This window comes from Sphingomonas adhaesiva (assembly GCF_002374855.1).
Taxonomy (GTDB): Bacteria; Pseudomonadota; Alphaproteobacteria; order Sphingomonadales; family Sphingomonadaceae; genus Sphingomonas; species Sphingomonas adhaesiva.
This window is the reverse complement of record NZ_NWVC01000008.1, coordinates 1-16,098: the sequence shown is the minus strand read 5'-3', so window position 1 is coordinate 16,098 and position 16,098 is coordinate 1. Positions and strand designations below refer to the sequence as shown.

The window sequence follows — 16,098 nt, the reverse complement described above, 5'->3', positions numbered from 1 at the left end:
TCTCGCGCGTTAAGGAGTAGCACGACATGGCACAGCCGATGGCGACCGCCGCCGCCCCCGACGGGAAGGGCGAAACGATCCAGTACGACGATTTTTCGATGCTCCTGCAAAAGGAGTTCAAGCCGAACGACGACACGCGCGCGACGCGGATCGAAAGTGCGGTGCAGACGCTGGCGCAACAGGCGCTGGCCGATGCCGCGGTGATCGGCGACGACGTGTTCGAGACGATGGATGCGATGCGCGCTGCGCTGGACCGCAAATTGTCCGAACAGGTCAATCTTATCCTTCATCATCCCGATTTTCAGCAGCTGGAATCGGCGTGGCGCGGGCTCAACTACCTCGTCTTCAACACCTCCACCGGAAAGGACATGAAGATCCGCGTCCTGAACATCGGCAAGGACGAATGCCGCAAGATGTTCAAGCAGTACAAGGATGCGGCCTGGGACCAGAGCCCGTTGTTCAAGAAGATTTATGAAAGCGAGTTCGGACAGCTGGGCGGGCAGCCCTATGGCGCGTTCGTATGCGATTACTATTTCGATCATTCGGCGCCTGACCTGGAGGTGCTGAAGGGCTTCGCGAAGATCGGCGCGGCGGCGCACGCGCCGTTCATCAGCGCCGCCGATCCGGGGCTGATGGGGATGGATAGCTGGCAGGAATTGGCCAACCCGCGCGATCTGGGCAAGCTGTTCGACGCGACCGATTATGCCGCGTGGCGGTCGTTCCGCGAAAGCAGCGACAGCCGGTATGTGGCGCTGACGATGCCGCGGTTCCTGGGCCGTGCCACGTACGGCGCGAAATCTGATCCGGTCGACGAATTCGATTTCGAAGAGGATAACGGCGGCACGCATGACCAGCATCTGTGGGTCAATTCGGCCTATGCGATGGCGTCCCGGATCACCGAAGCGTTCGCGACCTGGGGCTGGTGCACGCGGATCCGCGGCGTGCAATCGGGCGGCACCGTCGAGGCACTGCCGACCGCCTGCTTCCCCACCGACGACGGCGGGGTGGACATGAAGTGCCCGACCGAGATCGCCATTTCCGACCGGCGCGAGGCGGAGCTGTCGAAATCGGGGCTGCTGGCGCTGATCCATCGCAAGAACACCGACCAGGCGACCTTTATCGGCGCGCAGACGGTGCACAGCCCGAAGCAATATGACGATCCCGCGGCGACCGCGAACGCGAACCTGTCGGCGCGTCTGCCGTACATCTTCGCCAGCTGCCGCTTCGCGCATTACCTGAAGTGCATGGTGCGCGACTGGGTGGGCGGCAACAAGGAGGCGTCGCAGCTGAATTACGAGCTGAACCGCTGGATATCGCAATATGTCGATGCGCAGCCGGAAAGTTCATCCGAAGAAACCAAGGCGCGATTACCGCTGAAGGATGCGCAGATCGAGATCGTTCCGGACGAGGAAAATCCCGGTTACTACAAGGGCAAGTTCCTGTTCGTCCCGCATTACCAACTGGAGGGCATGGACGTGTCGCTCTCCATGGTGTCGCGCCTGCCCAAGGCGGCGTGATCGTCATCTCACATCGACAGACAATATGGCGCGATACGCGCTGCAGCTAGGAGGATTGTATCATGGCCGTTGACATGTTCCTGAAGCTTGACGGGATCAAGGGTGAGTCGACCGACTCGAAGCACAAGGATGAGATCAACATCCACAGCTTCACCTTCGGGGTGCACCAGACCGGTGCCTCTTCTGCGGGCGGCGGATCGGGCGCGGGCAAGGCGCATTTCGACGACATTCAGATTTCCAAGGCCGCGGACCTCGCCAGCCCCAATCTGATGCTGGCCTGCGCCACCGGCCAGCACATCAAGGAAGCCAAGATCACGGTGCGTAAGGCGGGCGGCCAGCAGGAGGAATTCTACATCGTCACGTTGAGCGACCTGATCGTGTCGAGCATGCAGAACACCGGCACCGGCAGCGACAATCCGACCGAGATGCTGACGATGAACTATTCCAAGGTGAAGTTCGACTACAAGCCGCAGAAGGCCGACGGCACGCTCGGCGGCGTGTCCACCGCCGGTTACGACATCAAGGCGAACAAGAAGATCTGATCGTCATCGCCCGCCCGACCCGCGCGGGTCGGGCGGGCATTCAAAGATATTTGCCATCCCGGAAGGAGCGGCGATCGTGAACGATGCCGACGCGCGGTGGCGCGACGGGGATATCGATGGCGCACGTGCCGCGCTGGTCGCGCGGCTCAAGGCAGCGCCCGCGGATATTCCCACCCGCATGTTTCTGTTCCAGCTGATGGCGCTGGCCGGCGACTGGGACAAGGCGCGCACCCAACTCGACACGCTGGCGCGACTGTCGCCCGCGGCGCAGATGCTGGCGGTCGCCTATGGCCAGGCGATCGATGCCGAAAGGCAGCGTGCCGCCGCGTTGGCGGGCGAGGGCGAGGGCGAGGGCGAGGTGCCGGTGCTGGCGCGCGGCGGCGACTGGATCGACGATCTGGCGGCGGCGCTGACGCTGGGCGCGCGCGGCGAGCGGGCAGCGGCGATCGCGCGGCGCGATGCCGCGCTCGATGCGGCGCCCGATACGGCCGGCACGCTGCGCGCCGCGGGGCTGGACCAGCCGGTGGCGTTCGACTGGATCGCGGATGCCGATCCGCGCTTTGGCCCCGCTCTGGAGGCGATCGTCGGTGGGCGCTGGGGCTTGTTGCCCTTTGACGCGATCGAGACGCTGACGAGCGACGGGCCCGTAGACCTGCGCGACACGATCTGGTTCCCTGCCGAGGTGCGGCTGCGTGCGGGCGGATCGATCGCGGCGATGTTGCCCGCACGCTATCCCGGCAGTCATGCCGCGCCGGACGTGGCGCAGCGGATCGGCAAGCGGACCGATTGGGACGCGGCTGGAAACGGGATCGGCCAGCGCGTGCTGATGATGTCGGGCGGCGAGGAAGTCGGCCTGATGGCGGTGCGTCGCCTGCACTTCGGTGCGCAGGCGTGACGATGCGGTCCCGCCTGACCGCGCCGCTGTTCGACAAGCTGGTCGCAGGGCACGTGCCGGCCGGACTGGAACTGCACGGGGAGGAGGCGGCGCGGTTCGCCGCGGTCGATCCGGCGCACTTTTCGGAACGTGCGCTGCGTGACACGGTACGACGCGAGATCGGGTGGATTCTGAACACCACGCAGTTCGGCGCGATCGTCGACCTCGATCCGCTGCCGCAGGTGCAGGACAGCGTGCTCAACTTCGGCGTTGCGGACCTGAGCGGCAAGGCGGTGTCGCATCGCGTCGTGCTGGCGCGTGCGCGTGACGTGCGCGGTGCGCTACGCACGTTCGAGCCGCGGCTGGATCCGCAGACGCTGACGGTGGAGCCCGTGGAGGGGGTGGAGCGCGAGAATGCCGCCACCTTCATCATCCACGCCGATATCCGCAGCGCCGTGCATCCGGTGCCGGTACGGCTGAAGACCGATATCGAGGCGGATGGCGGCAGCGTCGCGATGCGGGAGTAGCGCCGTCGTGGATCCGCGTTTGCTGTCCGCCTATAATGACGAGCTGACCTATCTGCGCGAGGCATCGCGCGAGTTCGCCGCGGAGCATGAGGCGGTGGCGGGGCGGCTCGGTCTGAATACCCCGACCGATCCCGATCCCTATGTGGAACGGTTGCTGGAAGGCGTGGCGTTCCTGGGTGCGCGGGTCCAGCTAAAGCTGCAGGATCGGTTTCCGGATTTCACCAAGGCGCTGCTGCAGGCGATCCAGCCGCAATATCTGGCGCCGACGCCGTCGATCTGCATCGCCGCATTCGAGCCGCACGAGGGCGATCCGGCGCTGGTGCAGGGATGCGCGGTGCCGCGGCTGACCCCGCTGACCGCGGTCGCCACCGGGCATGGCGATGCCAGCGTGACGTTCCGCACCGGTCATGACGTGACATTGTGGCCGCTGAAGATCGTTCAGGCGGAGTATCTGGCGACGCGCGCGGCGGTGGCCACCTTCACGGCAGCGGCGGGCGTGCCGGCCGAAGCCGGGCTGCGGCTGCGGTTCGAGGCGACCGCGGGCGCATCGCTGGCGCAGCTGCCGATCGATCGCCTGCCGTTGTACCTGTCGGGCGGGGAGGCGACGCCCGGCGAACTGTACCGCCAGATGATCGGCGATGCGGTCGCGGTGATCGCGCGCGATCCGGCGGCCCCCGATGGCGCGAACGGGTGGACCGCGCTGCCGCTGCCGGAACAGCTGGGCTTCGCGGATGACGAGGCGCTGTTGCCTGCGGACCAGCGCAGCTTTCGCGGCTATCGGCTGCTGACCGAGTATTTCGCCTGTCCGGAGCGTTTCCTGTTCGTGGCGCTGCGCGATCTGTACCGCGCCTTCGCGACGGTTCAGGGCGGGTGCGACGTGGTGCTGCTGTTCCGCCGCGCGGTGCCGGCGCTGGCCGGCGCGGTGGCGCCGGCGGCGTTCCGGCTGTTCGCCACGCCCGCGATCAACCTGTTCGAAAAGCAGCTGGGGCGCGTCGCGGTGAAGCCGCAGGCGCACGAGCATCATGTCGTCCCCGATCGCACCCGGCCGCTCGATTTCGAGATATTCCGCCTGCTCGACGTGCGTGCCTATGGCGCCGACAATCGCGACCCGCGCGAGGTGGCGCCGATGTACGCGCTGGGCGCGCAGCTGCACGACTGGCGTGACGCGCTGTTCTACAGCGTCCGGCTGACGCAGCGGCGGCTGTCGACGCGCGAGCAGCGCAGTCGCCGGCGCACCGATTATGCGGGGACCGAGACGTGGCTGAGCCTGACCGCGCCAGGTGACCCGGCGCGGCTGGACGGCGTGCGCGAACTGGCGGTGCGCGCGCTGGTGACCAACCGCGAACTGCCCGAATTGCTGGCGTTTTCGGGCGAGCATCATCTGGTGGCCAGCGGGGTGCCCGCACGCGCCATCGCGGTGGTACGGGCGCCGACGCGCCCGCGCCCGCCCATGGGGCTGTCGAACGCGGCGTGGGAAGTGATCGCGCACCTGACGCCCAACCACCTGACGCTGGCGCCGCAGGACGATGACGATCCGACGACGCTGCGCGATCACCTGGCGCTGTACGGCCGCACCGACGACCCCGCGGCTCGCCGGCAAGTGAACGGCGTGCTGGGCATCCGATCGCGCCCGATCACGCGCCGCGTGGGCTGGCTCGATCGCCATGCGGTGGCGCGCGGGCGGCAGATCAGCGTCCGGCTGGACGACGGCGCGTTCGATCGCGGCCGCATGTTCCTGTTCGGCGCGGTGATCGAGCGATTCCTGGCGGAATTCGCGACCGTCAACGCCTTTACCGAAACCTGTTTCCATTCCGCCGACGAAGGGGAGATCGCCGCATGGCCAGCGCGCATCGGCCGTCGTCCGACCATTTGACCTTCCTGGCCGCGGCGGGCGAGGCGCCGCAGCGATGGGAGCCGTTCGCGCTGCTGCGCGGAATCGAGGCGCGCGCGCCCGATCGACCGCGGATCGGGTGCGCACGACTGCCCTCGGAAGACCTGGTGGAGATCGCGCAGGATCCTGCCCCCGGCTTCGCCCCGGCGGCGATCAGCGCGATCCAGCCCGGACGCGCGGGCGGCGCCTGGCGCGTCATCGGGCGGTGGCTGGGGCTGCTGGGCTCGATGGGGCCGATGCCGCTGCACCTGTCGGAATATGCCGCGTGGGAGGCGCGCTATGCCAAGTCGCGACCCTTCACGCGCTTCCTCGACCTGCTGGCGCGGCGAATGCAGCAGCTGTTCTATCGCGCCTGGGCGGAGGCGGAACCGGCGGCGCAGGCGGACCGGCCGGGCGACGATCGCTTCGCAGGCTATATTGCTCAGCTGACCGGGGCTGCGGAAGGCGCCGCGGCGTCGTTCCCGGCACAGGCGAGGCTGGCCTATGCCGCACTGTTCGCGTCGCGACGCAGCGCGGGCGCGATCGAGGATGCGCTGACGCATCTGCTGGGCGCGCCGGTCGGGCTGCTGGAATATCAGCCGCGCCACCGCGAGCTGGAGCCGTCCGACCGCAGCCGGCTGGGCCGCGGTTACGCCCGGCTGGGTGGCGAGGCGATGCTGGGGTACCGCGTGCGCACCGTCACCGACGCGTTCCGCGTTGTCATTCGCGTGGAAGCCGCCGCCGCTTACCGTGCCCTGTTGCCCGGCGGCGCACGCCACGGCGTGCTGGCGGAGGCGCTGGACGCGTTCGCACCTTCGCATCTGGAATGGGACGTGGCGCTGGACATCGCACGCGAGGCGGCACCGCCCGCGCGGCTCGACGGGCGCACGCAGCTGGGCTGGACCAGTTGGATCGATCCGGCACGCGGCCGTCCCCGCCGCAACGACGCGCATCTGCGCCGCACCTCTTCCTGGAGTAAGCGATCATGAGCGAGATCAGCCGTGCGAGCCTGTTCGGCCGCCTGAACACGACAGCGTTGAAGGCGGTGGAAACCGCGACCGGCTTCTGCCGGATGCGCGGCAATCCCTATGTCGAGCTGGTTCACTGGCTGCACGTACTGTTGCAGGATCCGGGCAATGACGTGGGCCGCCTGCGCATCGCGTTTGGCCTGGACGAGGCGCGGCTGGCCAAGGATGTGCTGGCCGCACTGGACGCGCTGCCGCGCGGGGCGACCGCGGTGTCGGACTTCTCGCCACAGGTCGAGGAAGCGGTGGAAAAGGGCTGGCTGTTCGCGTCGCTGCAATTCGGCGCGGCGAAGGTGCGCGGCGCGCATCTGATCTATGCCATGCTGAAGACGTCAACGCTGCGCAACGCGCTGTTCGCGATCTCGCCCGAATGGCGCAAGGTCAACGCTGACAAGCTGGGCGACGGACTGGAGACCGTATGCCATGCCTCCAGCGAGACGACCGAAACTGCCGCCGCCGCGGTGGCGCGCAGTGCGGGAGAGGAGCCGGGGCCGGGTAGCACCGGCGTCACCGGCAACGACGCGCTGGAGCGTTTTTCGATCGACCTCACCGCCAAGGCGAAGTCCGGCGAGATCGACCGCATCGTCGGGCGCGATGCGGAAATCCGGCAGGTCGTCGACATCCTGCTGCGCCGGCGGCAGAACAACCCGATCCTTGTGGGTGAGGCGGGTGTCGGCAAGACCGCGGTAGTGGAGGGCTTCGCACGCCGCGTCGCGGATGGCGACGTGCCGCCGTCGCTGCGCAATGTCACGCTGCGCGCGCTCGACATCGGGCTGCTCCAGGCCGGCGCGAGCGTGAAGGGTGAGTTCGAGAAGCGGTTGCGCGACGTGATCGACGCGGTCGAGCAATTGCCCGAGCCGATCATCCTGTTCATCGACGAGGCGCATACGCTGGTCGGCGCCGGCGGACAGGCGGGGACGGGCGATGCCGCCAACCTGCTCAAGCCGGCGCTCGCGCGCGGGCGGCTGCGTACGATCGCGGCGACCACCTATGCCGAATATCGCCAGTATTTCGAGAAGGATCCGGCGCTGACCCGGCGGTTCCAGACGGTGGACGTGGGCGAGCCGGAAACCGAGGTGGCGGTGGCGATGATCCGCTCGGTCGCGCCGATGATGGAGGCGCATCACGCCGTCGTCGTGCTGGACGAGGCGGTGGACGCGGCGGTGAGACTGTCGCAGCGCTACATCCCGGCGCGGCAGCTGCCGGACAAGGCGGTCAGCCTTCTCGATACCGCGTGCGCGCGTGTCGCGGTGTCGCAGCACGCGGTGCCCGCGCCGGTGGAGGACCGCCGGCGCCGCGTCGAACTGCTGGAGGTGGAGCGCGATATCGCCACGCGCGAGGCCGCGAACCAATATGCCGGCGCCGACCGGATCGCGAAGCTGGACGGCGAGATCGCCGCCGCGCGCGAGACGCTGGCCGGGGTGGAGGCGAAATGGCGGGCGGAAATGGCTGCGTTCGTCACGGTGCGCGAAGCACGCGACGCGCTGGTAGCCGCGCGCGAAGCGGATGAGGCGACCGCCGCGCAGGGTGCCGAGACGGCGCTGGCGCTGGCGGTGGCGGCGATGCGCGAGGCGGGCGGCGATGCGCCGATGGTGTTCGGCGTCGCCGATGCCGATGCGGTGGCCAGCGTCGTCGGCGACTGGACCGGCATACCCGTCGGCCGGATGGTCAAGGATGAGATCGCCAGCGTCCTGACGATCGCCGACCAGCTGAAGGCGCGCGTGATCGGGCAGGATCACGCGATGGATGCGATCGCCAAGCGGATTCAGACCAGCCGCGCGAAGCTCGACAATCCCAACAAGCCGGTCGGCGTGTTCATGCTGTGCGGCCCGTCGGGCGTCGGCAAGACCGAAACCGCGCACGCGCTGGCGGAGCTGCTCTATTCAGGCGACGACAGCCTGATCGTCATCAACATGAGCGAATTTCAGGAGGCGCACACCGTCTCCACGCTGAAAGGCGCGCCGGCTGGCTATGTCGGCTACGGCCAGGGCGGCGTGCTGACCGAGGCGGTGCGGCGGCGGCCCTATTCGGTGGTGCTGCTGGACGAAGTGGAAAAGGCGCACCCCGACGTCCATGAGATGTTCTTCCAGGTGTTCGACAAGGGATTCATGAACGACAGCGAGGGGCGGTTCATCGATTTCAAGAACACCCTCATCCTTCTGACCAGCAACGTCGGCACCGACATGGTGATGAGCCTGACCGAGGACGAGGAACTGGCGCCCGAGCCGGAGGGGCTGGCAGGCGCGCTGCGCCCCGAGCTGCTCAAGGTCTTCCCGCCCGCATTGCTGGGGCGGTTGCTGGTGCTGCCTTATTACCCGCTGTCGCCGACGATGTTGCAGGGTATCGTCCGCCTGCAACTGAACCGCGTGGTGAAGCGCGTGCGCGAGAACCACGCGCTCACGCTGACCTATGGCCAGGACGTCGTCGACCATATCGTCGCGCGGTGCACCGAAGTGGCGAGCGGCGGGCGCATGATCGACGCGATCCTGACCAACACGATGCTGCCCGACATGTCAATCGCGCTGCTGGAACGGCAGATGCGCGGGGAAGAGGTGGCGGGAATTGCTGTGACTATCGTCGATACCAACTTTCAATACAAAATAGATTGAAAAGATGAAAATCAACAGCAAGTAGGCGTGCTTGTTTTGGGACGGTAGAATTATACGAGCGATTGAGGTTGAGCGATGAGTGATTTGGAGTTCATCACTGGACTACGGCGCCAGTTGCACGGTATTGGGATCGTCGAGATAGAGGAGCAAGATCGGGTTATTCATGTTGCGCGGCGGTGTGCGAAGACCGGCGTGATAACAGGAACTGGATGGATGGTTCTAGGCGCGCCAGCGATGGCTCCCGGTGCAGTCGCCGGCTTTCTTTCGGGCTTCATCACGGGCACCGCGACCTGCATTGGCCTGAGTTATGCCGCCCGCGATACGATCCGTGAGATTGGTCGTGACGAAGCAGAGGTGCCGGGCCGCTAATGGACCGGCGTATTGCGACATGTTGACTCGTGCGGAGGCTGACGATGTCTGTGCCGTCGTTGCGGCCGATCCAGAGTGTCGACGCAGAATATCTTCGCTGCTGTCCTTCATCCCGTCGAGCTGGGGCGTCGCCGGAAGCATCCGTAATGTCGGTTACGTCGCCTTGGAGTTAGGCAGCGCCACCCGGTTGTTCGACGTGACCAGCCCGGAGGGCACGGCGATGGTCTGTGTCGGGATCGCCGAGCAGACCGCTAGGGCATTGCGTCGACAGATCGGATGTCGTGCGGCGCTCATGCAGCTTGGAGATGCGGGCGCAATCGATCGGAACCTGCGCGGCGTGGCCCATACTGCCACGCTGCTGCAATTTGGGTCCAGCCGCTACGTCTTTGATTGGCATGCAACGTTGGATTTAGATGACCCGATCATCTACTCCAGCCCGAATGCCTTTCGGCATGGCCTGGGTGGTATTCCTCGTTCGGTATTCGAGGGATTGGACTGATGCCCGCCACCCCCGCCGCGCGCTTGACCGACATGCACGTCTGCCCAATGGTCACCCCGGGCACACCGCCGATCCCGCATGTCGGCGGGCCGATTTCGGGTCTCTGTGCGCCCACCGTCATCATCGGCGGGCTGCCGGCGGCGCGGGTGGGGGACATGGCGGTGTGCGTCGGTCCGCCGGATACGATCGCGATGGGATCGGCGACCGTCATCACCAGCGGGATGCCGCAGGCGCGTATTTCCGACACCTGCGCCCATGGCGGCAAGATCGTTGCGGGCTGCCCCACCGTGATCGTCGGCGATGCGTCCGGCGGCGGCGGGGGCGGCGGGGGCGGGGCCGGGCGTACTGCCAGCGCGGACATGAGCGAATGGCACGGCTTCGCCTCGATCGCATCGACCGAGGTGTCGCGCATGACGCAGAACCTGATCGCCGCCGCGCGCCACGGCACGCCCTTCTGCGAACTGTGCTATCGCAAGGCCAAGGCGCGCGGACTGAGCGAGGACGCCGCGCAGGGGATCGGACGCCGCTATGGCTGAGGCGGCGGGCGTGCGCAGTTGGGGCCTGATCGATCTGGCGGCGGCCGCGCCGCTGGTGCCCCTGGTCGCGCAACTGGCGCGCAGCGGAGTTGCGCATTGCCTGTTCGAGGGGCCGCTCGATCCGGCGCTCCGGCAGGTGTCCCCCCATATCGTCGACATGGCAGCGGCGCCCGAGCTTCGCGTGCACTGGCGTGACGAGGGCAGGGGGGGCGCCTGGGGCGTGATGTTCGACAGCGCGTTGCCGGCGCATCTGGCGCGTCGGCATGTCCGGCGGCTGTTGCAGGTGAGGCTGCCCGACGGCTCCGGCCCGGTGCTGTTGCGGCTGTGGGATCCGCGCGTGCTGCACCCGATGCTGGAGCAGGCGGATGGCGTGTGGCGCGACGCACTGTTCCGCGATGTCGCCGCTTACTGGATCGAGGAGGGGGCGCAGATGGTCCGCTGGCCCGCCGCGCAGCCCGCGCACGGGCGCCACCGTACGCGCGGCATCCTGACCGTCACGCCGGCACAACAGGCGGCGCTGGCGCGCCGCCAGCAACAGGCGCTGGCCGCGCGGCTGGAGGCGGAGACCGGGGGGCAGACCCGCGCGGATCGTTTCGCCGGCTATATCGCGGAGGCGATCCAGGCTGGGGTGACGATGGAGCGCGATGCGGCCGCGCTGTCGCTGCTGTTGGCGGCGGCCGATCGTCGCGGCCGCCCGGCGGCCGTAGAGGGGCTGCTGGCCGATCGCGCCGTGCCGGGCGCGCTGAAGGTGTTCCAGGTGCGCCACGCGCTGGAGGAGGCTGGGCGATGAGCGAGCCGCTGTTCACGCCGGCCGCGCCGATGTCGCCAGCGCCGACCGCGAGCCTTGCCAACCAAACACTCGCCTGTGACGCGGGTGCGGCCCCGCCGCCCGATGCGCGGCCCTGCGACATCAGGAATATCGCGCTGCGCTTCAACGAGGTAGAGGGAGGATCGCAGGCGGTCATCGCCCTTTCGACCATCAAGGCTGCGGGCACCGCGCCAAGCCTGCGACCGCGCGACGTGGGGGTTTACGGGAATCCGCCCCAGCGCATCCGCAAATTGTTGGCGTACTACGACCTGGTGATCGAAGTGCTGGCGCCCGAGGCAGGGCGGCCCGCGGGAGCGGTAACGGCACGGGCGAACGACTGGACGACCCGCAAGAAGGATCGCGACGAGCTACCCGGGATGGACGCGCAGCCAACCACTTTGTTGCGGCTGGAGCATCAGGGAAAGGCGGCGTGCGGCGATCCGGCGCACGACCGGCTGTCGCTGACGTGCACCGATACCGTTCACCATGAACTGAGCGGTGACTGGCCGGTTATGGGCAAGGCCATCCGTCAGTCGCTGTTTTCCCTGCCCGCGACGCGGAATGCGCTGGATCTGAAGGGCATCTACGACAGCGTGCTGGACCCGCACCGGCAGGGCAATTGCTATATCGTGGCGGGCGAAAGCTGTGGGTATCCCGCCAGCGGCGCGGCGACCACCGACCTCAAGGTGCTGGTCATCGCGCTGACCCCGGGGACGACCGGCCTTGAACTGGGGCTGGGTCCATGGGGATGGGACATTGGCTGGGGCTATCATGCCGCGGGCGACGCGCGCACGACGGCGATCGAGGCGGACGAAGCGGAGCGCGCCCGGCTCGCCGCGATCGCGGACGGAACGGGTGCCGGATCGCGCCCGCGCAAGCCCGGCAAGGGGGCCAGTCGCGCAGTGCGGGCGCGCTTCAAACAGGCGCGGGCGGATGCCAACAAGGCGCGCGATGGGGCGCGCGCGGCGCTCAAGGGACTGCGCCCGCCGCCGACGTCACGGCTCGCGGGTGACTATTGGGGCAATGACGACGACGACGACGGCCTCGACATCACCGTCATCCTGAACGACCGGCAATTGTCGTGGGAGGAGGTGTCGCAGAACGGGCGGCAGGCGAAACACTTCCTGTCCTGCGTCCGCAGCCTCCTGGCGAGCGCGGAGAGCATCAAGGACAAGCTGATGCTCGCGTTGGATTTCATCGCCATTTATTCGCCGTCACTGGTGCGTCCGTCCGCGTCGATCGGGATCGAGGCGCTGGCGCTGGACCTGTTCGCCGGACGCAAGCTGACCAGCGGCAATGGGCTGGACGGGCCGCGCTGGCGCGCGCTGGAGCCGTATTGGGATATCGAAATCGCGGCCAAGATCCTGGAGATCACCGGCAGCCTGGGCGTGACGGTAGGCAAAAGCTTGATCGGGACAGGCGCGACGGTCGAATTGATCGTGTCAACGACCGGGGCGGTCAGTGCGGAATTCGAGCGCAAGGGACGCGGCGGAGACATACTGTCGAACAGCACGTCGGAAAATGAAGTCAAGGGAATCGGCGTGCTGACGCTGAGCAGCGCGCTGATCGGGCGCGCCAGCTTCCTTTACTACGACGTCGCCACCGGTGGCGGTTCGGTCTCCGGTGGCGTGCGTTTCCTGGCGACCTGCGCGGCGTCGGAGATGCTGGACGGCGGATGGAAGAATCGGCTTCTCGGCGATCCGATCGCGGGCAGCTATTATTACGACATCCCGCTGATGAAGCGCCGTACCGGCTCGTTCGTGTTGTGGAAGGGCAGCGACCCCGCTGACGGGAGCAATCCGGAATGACGCCGCTGACCTATCTGGAGGTCGATGGCGCCGGCGTGACGGGAGCGATCAGGATCAACGACCTGCCTGTGGTCGCGTTGATCGCGGAGGGGATGCGCGCCTACGTCCCGGTGCCTGCGCTGTTGGTGCGCGGCGCCAACAGCCTGTCGGCGCAGGTGCGTGCGAATGCGCCGGAAGCCCGGCTGTCGGCACGCGTCGCGCTGTTTGACGATGGGGAGGAATTCTTCACCGGGGCTGGTCGTACGCTCGCGCGCATCGACGCTCCCCCCACAACCGGGCGGGTGCAGGTGACATTCGATTGCCCGATCGGACCGGCGGCGTGGGCGTGGCATTCGTGTCGCCGCTGGGCAAGCGCAGCAGAGGCTCTGGCGTCGGCCGCGCCGTTCGTCGCGACGCTGACTGCCGCATTCACGCGCGGCGATGCGGCAACGATCGTCGCGGCGTGCGCACCCTATCTCGCCGATCTGGCGTCGGCATTTCCGAACCGGCCAGCGGGGTTCTACGCGCAGCAGATGATGGAGCATCTATCGCAGCGCGCAACGCTGCTGCCATTGCGTCCGGACGGTTCGGTGCTGTGCGCCGATGGTCGCTTGCTGCACTTGCTGGCGGGCGACGGCAACGACCTGATTCGCGGCCAGGATCAGGACGGACCGTTCAGTTGGCGCGCTCTGATCGGGGAAATCGATGGACGCTGGACGGTGATCCGCTGATCGGGGGCGGCGTGACGTCCGCTTCGCCTCGGCTCCTGCGGGCTTACGCATCCGAACGAACCAGCCTGATGTCGCGATCGGCGGCCCAGCCATGGACGTCCTCGCGGCGAAGCGCGGCCGCCATCAGGTCTGGGGTGCAGGCGAACACGAGGATGCCCAGCGCCGACATCGGCCCCGCAAGATCCGGATCATAGGATGGGTGCCCCGTATCGGTTAGCGCGAGCAGCACTATCACGTTGACGCCCGGCACCTCCAGCCGTGCAAGCCGGTCGACCAACGCCTCTGCATCTCCGCCTTCGTAAAAGTCGATGATGAGCACCAGATGCGCCTTGCCTGGCCGTTGATCCGATCCTCGCAATAGGCGACGGCATGGTCGATATCGGTGCCGCCATCCGGCTGGATGCCGAACAGCACCTCGACCGGATCGGCCAACTCCTCGGTCAGGTCGACGATCACGGTGTCGAAGCAGACGAGTTTCGTCGCGACGACCGGAAGCGACGCCACGACGGCCGTGAAGATCGAGGCATAGAGGGCCGAAGTGGCCATCGATCCCGACTGGTCGATGCACAGGATCACCTCGTCCAGATCGACGATGCGGCGCTGCTGACGCAGGAAGCCGATCAACCGTTCGGGGACGATGGTGCGGTGCGCGGGCTGGTAATGGGCAAGGTTCGCGCGGATCGTGCGGGGCCAGTCGATATCGGCGAACGGCGGCCGGCTGGTCCGTCGCGAGCGGTCGAGCGCCCACCGGATCGCATCCGCCGTCCGCACCTCCAGCCGCGCCATCAACTCGGCGACGACCCTGGCGATCACCGCCCGCGCGGTGTCCCTGGTCTCCTCCGGCATTACCCCGTGCAGCGCGACCAGATCGGCGACCAGGTTCACGTCCGCCTCGATCGTCGCCAGGAACTCGGGCTCCAGCAGCATCTGGCGCAGCCCCTTGCGCTCGAAGGCGTCCTTCTGGATCACCTGCACCACGGGCGCGGGAAAGAAATCGCGGATATCGCCCAGCCATTTGGCGACGCGCGGCGCGGACTGGCCGAGCCCGCCCCGGCCCTTCTTCTCCGGCTCGCCATCGCCGGCTGGCAGTCCTGCTTAGGGTCAGGACTCGTTGATTACAGCCAGAGGATGACGGTGGCTGCGAGGGCGATGGCGGAGAAGAAGGCGGTGGGGCAGCGGTCGTAGCGCGTAGCGACGCGACGCCAGTCCTTCAGACGGCCGAACATGATCTCGATGCGACTGCGGCGCCGATAGCGGCGCTTGTCGTAGCGGATTGGTTCGTTGCGCGATTTGCGGCCTGGGATGCAGGGCTGGATGCCTTTGGCCTGGAGAGCGTCCCTGAACCAATCCGCGTCATAGCCTCGGTCGCCAAGCAGCCATTGTGCTTTGGGTAGGTCATCGAGCAACGCTGCCGGGCCGGTGTAGTCGCTGACCTGGCCTGCGGTCATGAAGAAGCTCAGCGGGCGTCCGTTCGCATCGGCGACGGCATGGAGCTTGGTGTTCATGGCGCCTTTGGTGCGGCCAATCAGGCGGCCAAAACCCCCTTTGCAACCCGCAGGCTCGATGCCGTCCGGTGCGCCTTCAAGTAGGTAGCGTCGATCATTACCGTTCCCGGCTCCGCGCTTGCGGTCTCCAACCCCTCCATCATGCGTGTGAACACGCCGGCCTCGCCCCAACGCTTCCACCGATTGTATAGCGTCTTGTGCGGGCCGTAGGCGCTCGGTGCATCACGCCAGCGCAGCCCGTTCTTGTTGACGAACACGATGCCGCTCAGCACCCGCTGATCGTTCACCCGTGGCTTCCCATGGCTCTTGGGAAAGAACGGCCGCAGCCGCTCAATCTGAACCGTGCCGGGTTTGCCGGAGGCCATTGGATGTTAGTCACGCCGCCATATCGATCTGCTCGGCGGCAGCATAGTAGTTCGCTTCGGCTTCGGCAGGCGGGATGTTGCCGATGGGCTCGAGGAGCCGGCGATGGTTGAACCAGTCGACCCATTCGAGAGTGGCGTATTTGACGGCTTCGAAGCTACGCCATGGCCCGCGTCGATGGATGACTTCAGCCTTGTACAGGCCGTTGATCGTCTCGGCCAAGGCATTGTCATAGCTGTCTCCGACGCTGCCGACCGAGGGCTCGATGCCTGCTTGTGCGAGGCGTTCGGTGTATTTGATGGAGACGTACTGGCTGCCGCGGTCCGAGTGGTGGACAAGGCCAGCACCTCGCGCAGGACGACGATCGTGCAACGCCTGCTCGAGCGCATTAAGGGACGAAGCCGGCATGGGCGCTCCGGCTGACACGCCAGCCGACGATCCGACGCGCATAGGTGTCGATGACGAACGCCACGTAGACGAACCCCGCCCAGGTCGTCACGTAGGTAAAGTCCGACACCCACAGCATGTTCGGCGCC

15 protein-coding genes and 2 pseudogenes are annotated in these 16,098 nt (G+C 67.2%); 13 read left to right on the top strand and 4 right to left on the bottom strand.

Going from position 1 to position 16,098, the window contains the following annotated elements; genetic code table 11:
• Positions 1-26 precede the first annotated feature (26 nt).
• The 13 genes from tssC (at position 27) to COA07_RS14300 (ending at position 13,694) form a co-directional block, all read left to right on the top strand.
• The gene (gene tssC, locus COA07_RS14355; RefSeq protein ID WP_211280973.1) at positions 27-1,517 is read left to right on the top strand and encodes a type VI secretion system contractile sheath large subunit; all 1,491 of its coding nucleotides are present in this window, start codon (positions 27-29) and stop codon (positions 1,515-1,517) included.
• A 74-nt stretch (positions 1,518-1,591) separates the two neighbouring features.
• Positions 1,592-2,059 (top strand): Hcp family type VI secretion system effector, encoded by a 468-nt coding sequence (locus tag COA07_RS14350; RefSeq protein ID WP_211280972.1) that lies wholly within the window; start codon positions 1,592-1,594, stop codon positions 2,057-2,059.
• Positions 2,060-2,135: 76 nt separating this feature from the next.
• Entirely contained in the window at positions 2,136-2,954 is an 819-nt protein-coding gene (locus COA07_RS14345; protein ID WP_096641278.1) for a type VI secretion system accessory protein TagJ, read from the top strand.
• 2 nt (positions 2,955-2,956) lie between these two features.
• Positions 2,957-3,460: a type VI secretion system baseplate subunit TssE gene (gene tssE / locus COA07_RS14340; RefSeq protein ID WP_066711671.1), complete on the top strand. Its 504-nt coding sequence runs from the start codon at positions 2,957-2,959 to the stop codon at positions 3,458-3,460.
• A gap of 7 nt (positions 3,461-3,467) precedes the next feature.
• Positions 3,468-5,333, top strand: coding sequence for a type VI secretion system baseplate subunit TssF (tssF, locus tag COA07_RS14335; RefSeq protein WP_066711670.1), 1,866 nt, complete (start codon positions 3,468-3,470; stop codon positions 5,331-5,333).
• On the top strand, positions 5,297-6,319 hold the full coding sequence (tssG, locus tag COA07_RS14330) for a type VI secretion system baseplate subunit TssG (RefSeq protein ID WP_083956917.1): 1,023 nt from the start codon (positions 5,297-5,299) through the stop codon (positions 6,317-6,319). The genes tssF and tssG overlap by 37 nt, the downstream gene beginning before the upstream one ends.
• Positions 6,316-8,964: a type VI secretion system ATPase TssH gene (gene tssH / locus COA07_RS14325; RefSeq protein ID WP_066711669.1), complete on the top strand. Its 2,649-nt coding sequence runs from the start codon at positions 6,316-6,318 to the stop codon at positions 8,962-8,964. Before tssG ends, tssH begins: the two co-directional genes overlap by 4 nt.
• Positions 8,965-9,039: 75 nt before the next feature.
• The gene (locus COA07_RS18010) at positions 9,040-9,333 is read left to right on the top strand and encodes a hypothetical protein (protein WP_141396545.1); all 294 of its coding nucleotides are present in this window, start codon (positions 9,040-9,042) and stop codon (positions 9,331-9,333) included.
• Between the two features lie 19 nt (positions 9,334-9,352).
• Positions 9,353-9,832: a hypothetical protein gene (locus COA07_RS14320; RefSeq protein ID WP_096641274.1), complete on the top strand. Its 480-nt coding sequence runs from the start codon at positions 9,353-9,355 to the stop codon at positions 9,830-9,832.
• On the top strand, positions 9,832-10,368 hold the full coding sequence (locus tag COA07_RS14315) for a PAAR domain-containing protein (RefSeq protein ID WP_096641272.1): 537 nt from the start codon (positions 9,832-9,834) through the stop codon (positions 10,366-10,368). The genes COA07_RS14320 and COA07_RS14315 overlap by 1 nt, the downstream gene beginning before the upstream one ends.
• A gap of 10 nt (positions 10,369-10,378) precedes the next feature.
• Positions 10,379-11,158: a DUF4123 domain-containing protein gene (locus tag COA07_RS14310; protein WP_169803569.1), complete on the top strand. Its 780-nt coding sequence runs from the start codon at positions 10,379-10,381 to the stop codon at positions 11,156-11,158.
• On the top strand, positions 11,155-12,984 hold the full coding sequence (locus COA07_RS14305) for a hypothetical protein (protein WP_066712339.1): 1,830 nt from the start codon (positions 11,155-11,157) through the stop codon (positions 12,982-12,984). Before COA07_RS14310 ends, COA07_RS14305 begins: the two co-directional genes overlap by 4 nt.
• Complete coding sequence (locus COA07_RS14300; RefSeq protein ID WP_066712341.1) at positions 12,981-13,694, top strand: hypothetical protein; 714 nt, start codon at positions 12,981-12,983, stop codon at positions 13,692-13,694. The genes COA07_RS14305 and COA07_RS14300 overlap by 4 nt, the downstream gene beginning before the upstream one ends.
• A gap of 43 nt (positions 13,695-13,737) precedes the next feature.
• On the opposite strand, the gene COA07_RS18725 is transcribed toward COA07_RS14300, so the two are convergent.
• The 4 genes and pseudogenes from COA07_RS18725 to COA07_RS14285 form a co-directional block, all read right to left on the bottom strand.
• On the bottom strand, positions 13,738-13,863 hold the full coding sequence (locus COA07_RS18725; protein WP_281254095.1) for a hypothetical protein: 126 nt from the start codon (positions 13,861-13,863) through the stop codon (positions 13,738-13,740).
• A gap of 6 nt (positions 13,864-13,869) precedes the next feature.
• Positions 13,870-14,480 (bottom strand): annotated as a pseudogene (locus COA07_RS14295) (VWA domain-containing protein); the annotation flags it as partial.
• 329 nt (positions 14,481-14,809) lie between these two features.
• Positions 14,810-15,564, bottom strand: a protein-coding gene (locus COA07_RS14290) for an IS5 family transposase (protein ID WP_425442609.1) whose coding sequence is annotated in 2 segments (ribosomal slippage) — positions 14,810-15,247 and positions 15,250-15,564 — 753 coding nt in all. Because the reading frame shifts where the segments join, the coding sequence is not laid out codon by codon here.
• 10 nt (positions 15,565-15,574) lie between these two features.
• Positions 15,575-16,098 (bottom strand): annotated as a pseudogene (locus COA07_RS14285) (IS3 family transposase); the annotation flags it as partial.

Bases quoted from the DNA above. Each gene is read 5' to 3' on its own strand.
- tssC (WP_211280973.1), top strand. From the start codon at position 27: ATGGCACAGCCGATGGCGACCGCCGCCGCCCCCGACGGGAAGGGCGAA.
- COA07_RS14350 (WP_211280972.1), top strand. From the start codon at position 1,592: ATGTTCCTGAAGCTTGACGGGATCAAGGGTGAGTCGACCGACTCGAAG.
- tssE (WP_066711671.1), top strand. From the start codon at position 2,957: ATGCGGTCCCGCCTGACCGCGCCGCTGTTCGACAAGCTGGTCGCAGGG.
- tssG (WP_083956917.1), top strand. From the start codon at position 5,297: ATGGCCAGCGCGCATCGGCCGTCGTCCGACCATTTGACCTTCCTGGCC.
- tssH (WP_066711669.1), top strand. From the start codon at position 6,316: ATGAGCGAGATCAGCCGTGCGAGCCTGTTCGGCCGCCTGAACACGACA.
- COA07_RS18010 (WP_141396545.1), top strand. From the start codon at position 9,040: ATGAGTGATTTGGAGTTCATCACTGGACTACGGCGCCAGTTGCACGGT.
- COA07_RS14320 (WP_096641274.1), top strand. From the start codon at position 9,353: ATGTTGACTCGTGCGGAGGCTGACGATGTCTGTGCCGTCGTTGCGGCC.
- COA07_RS14315 (WP_096641272.1), top strand. From the start codon at position 9,832: ATGCCCGCCACCCCCGCCGCGCGCTTGACCGACATGCACGTCTGCCCA.
- COA07_RS14305 (WP_066712339.1), top strand. From the start codon at position 11,155: ATGAGCGAGCCGCTGTTCACGCCGGCCGCGCCGATGTCGCCAGCGCCG.
- COA07_RS14300 (WP_066712341.1), top strand. From the start codon at position 12,981: ATGACGCCGCTGACCTATCTGGAGGTCGATGGCGCCGGCGTGACGGGA.
- COA07_RS18725 (WP_281254095.1), bottom strand. From the start codon at position 13,863: ATGTCGGCGCTGGGCATCCTCGTGTTCGCCTGCACCCCAGACCTGATG.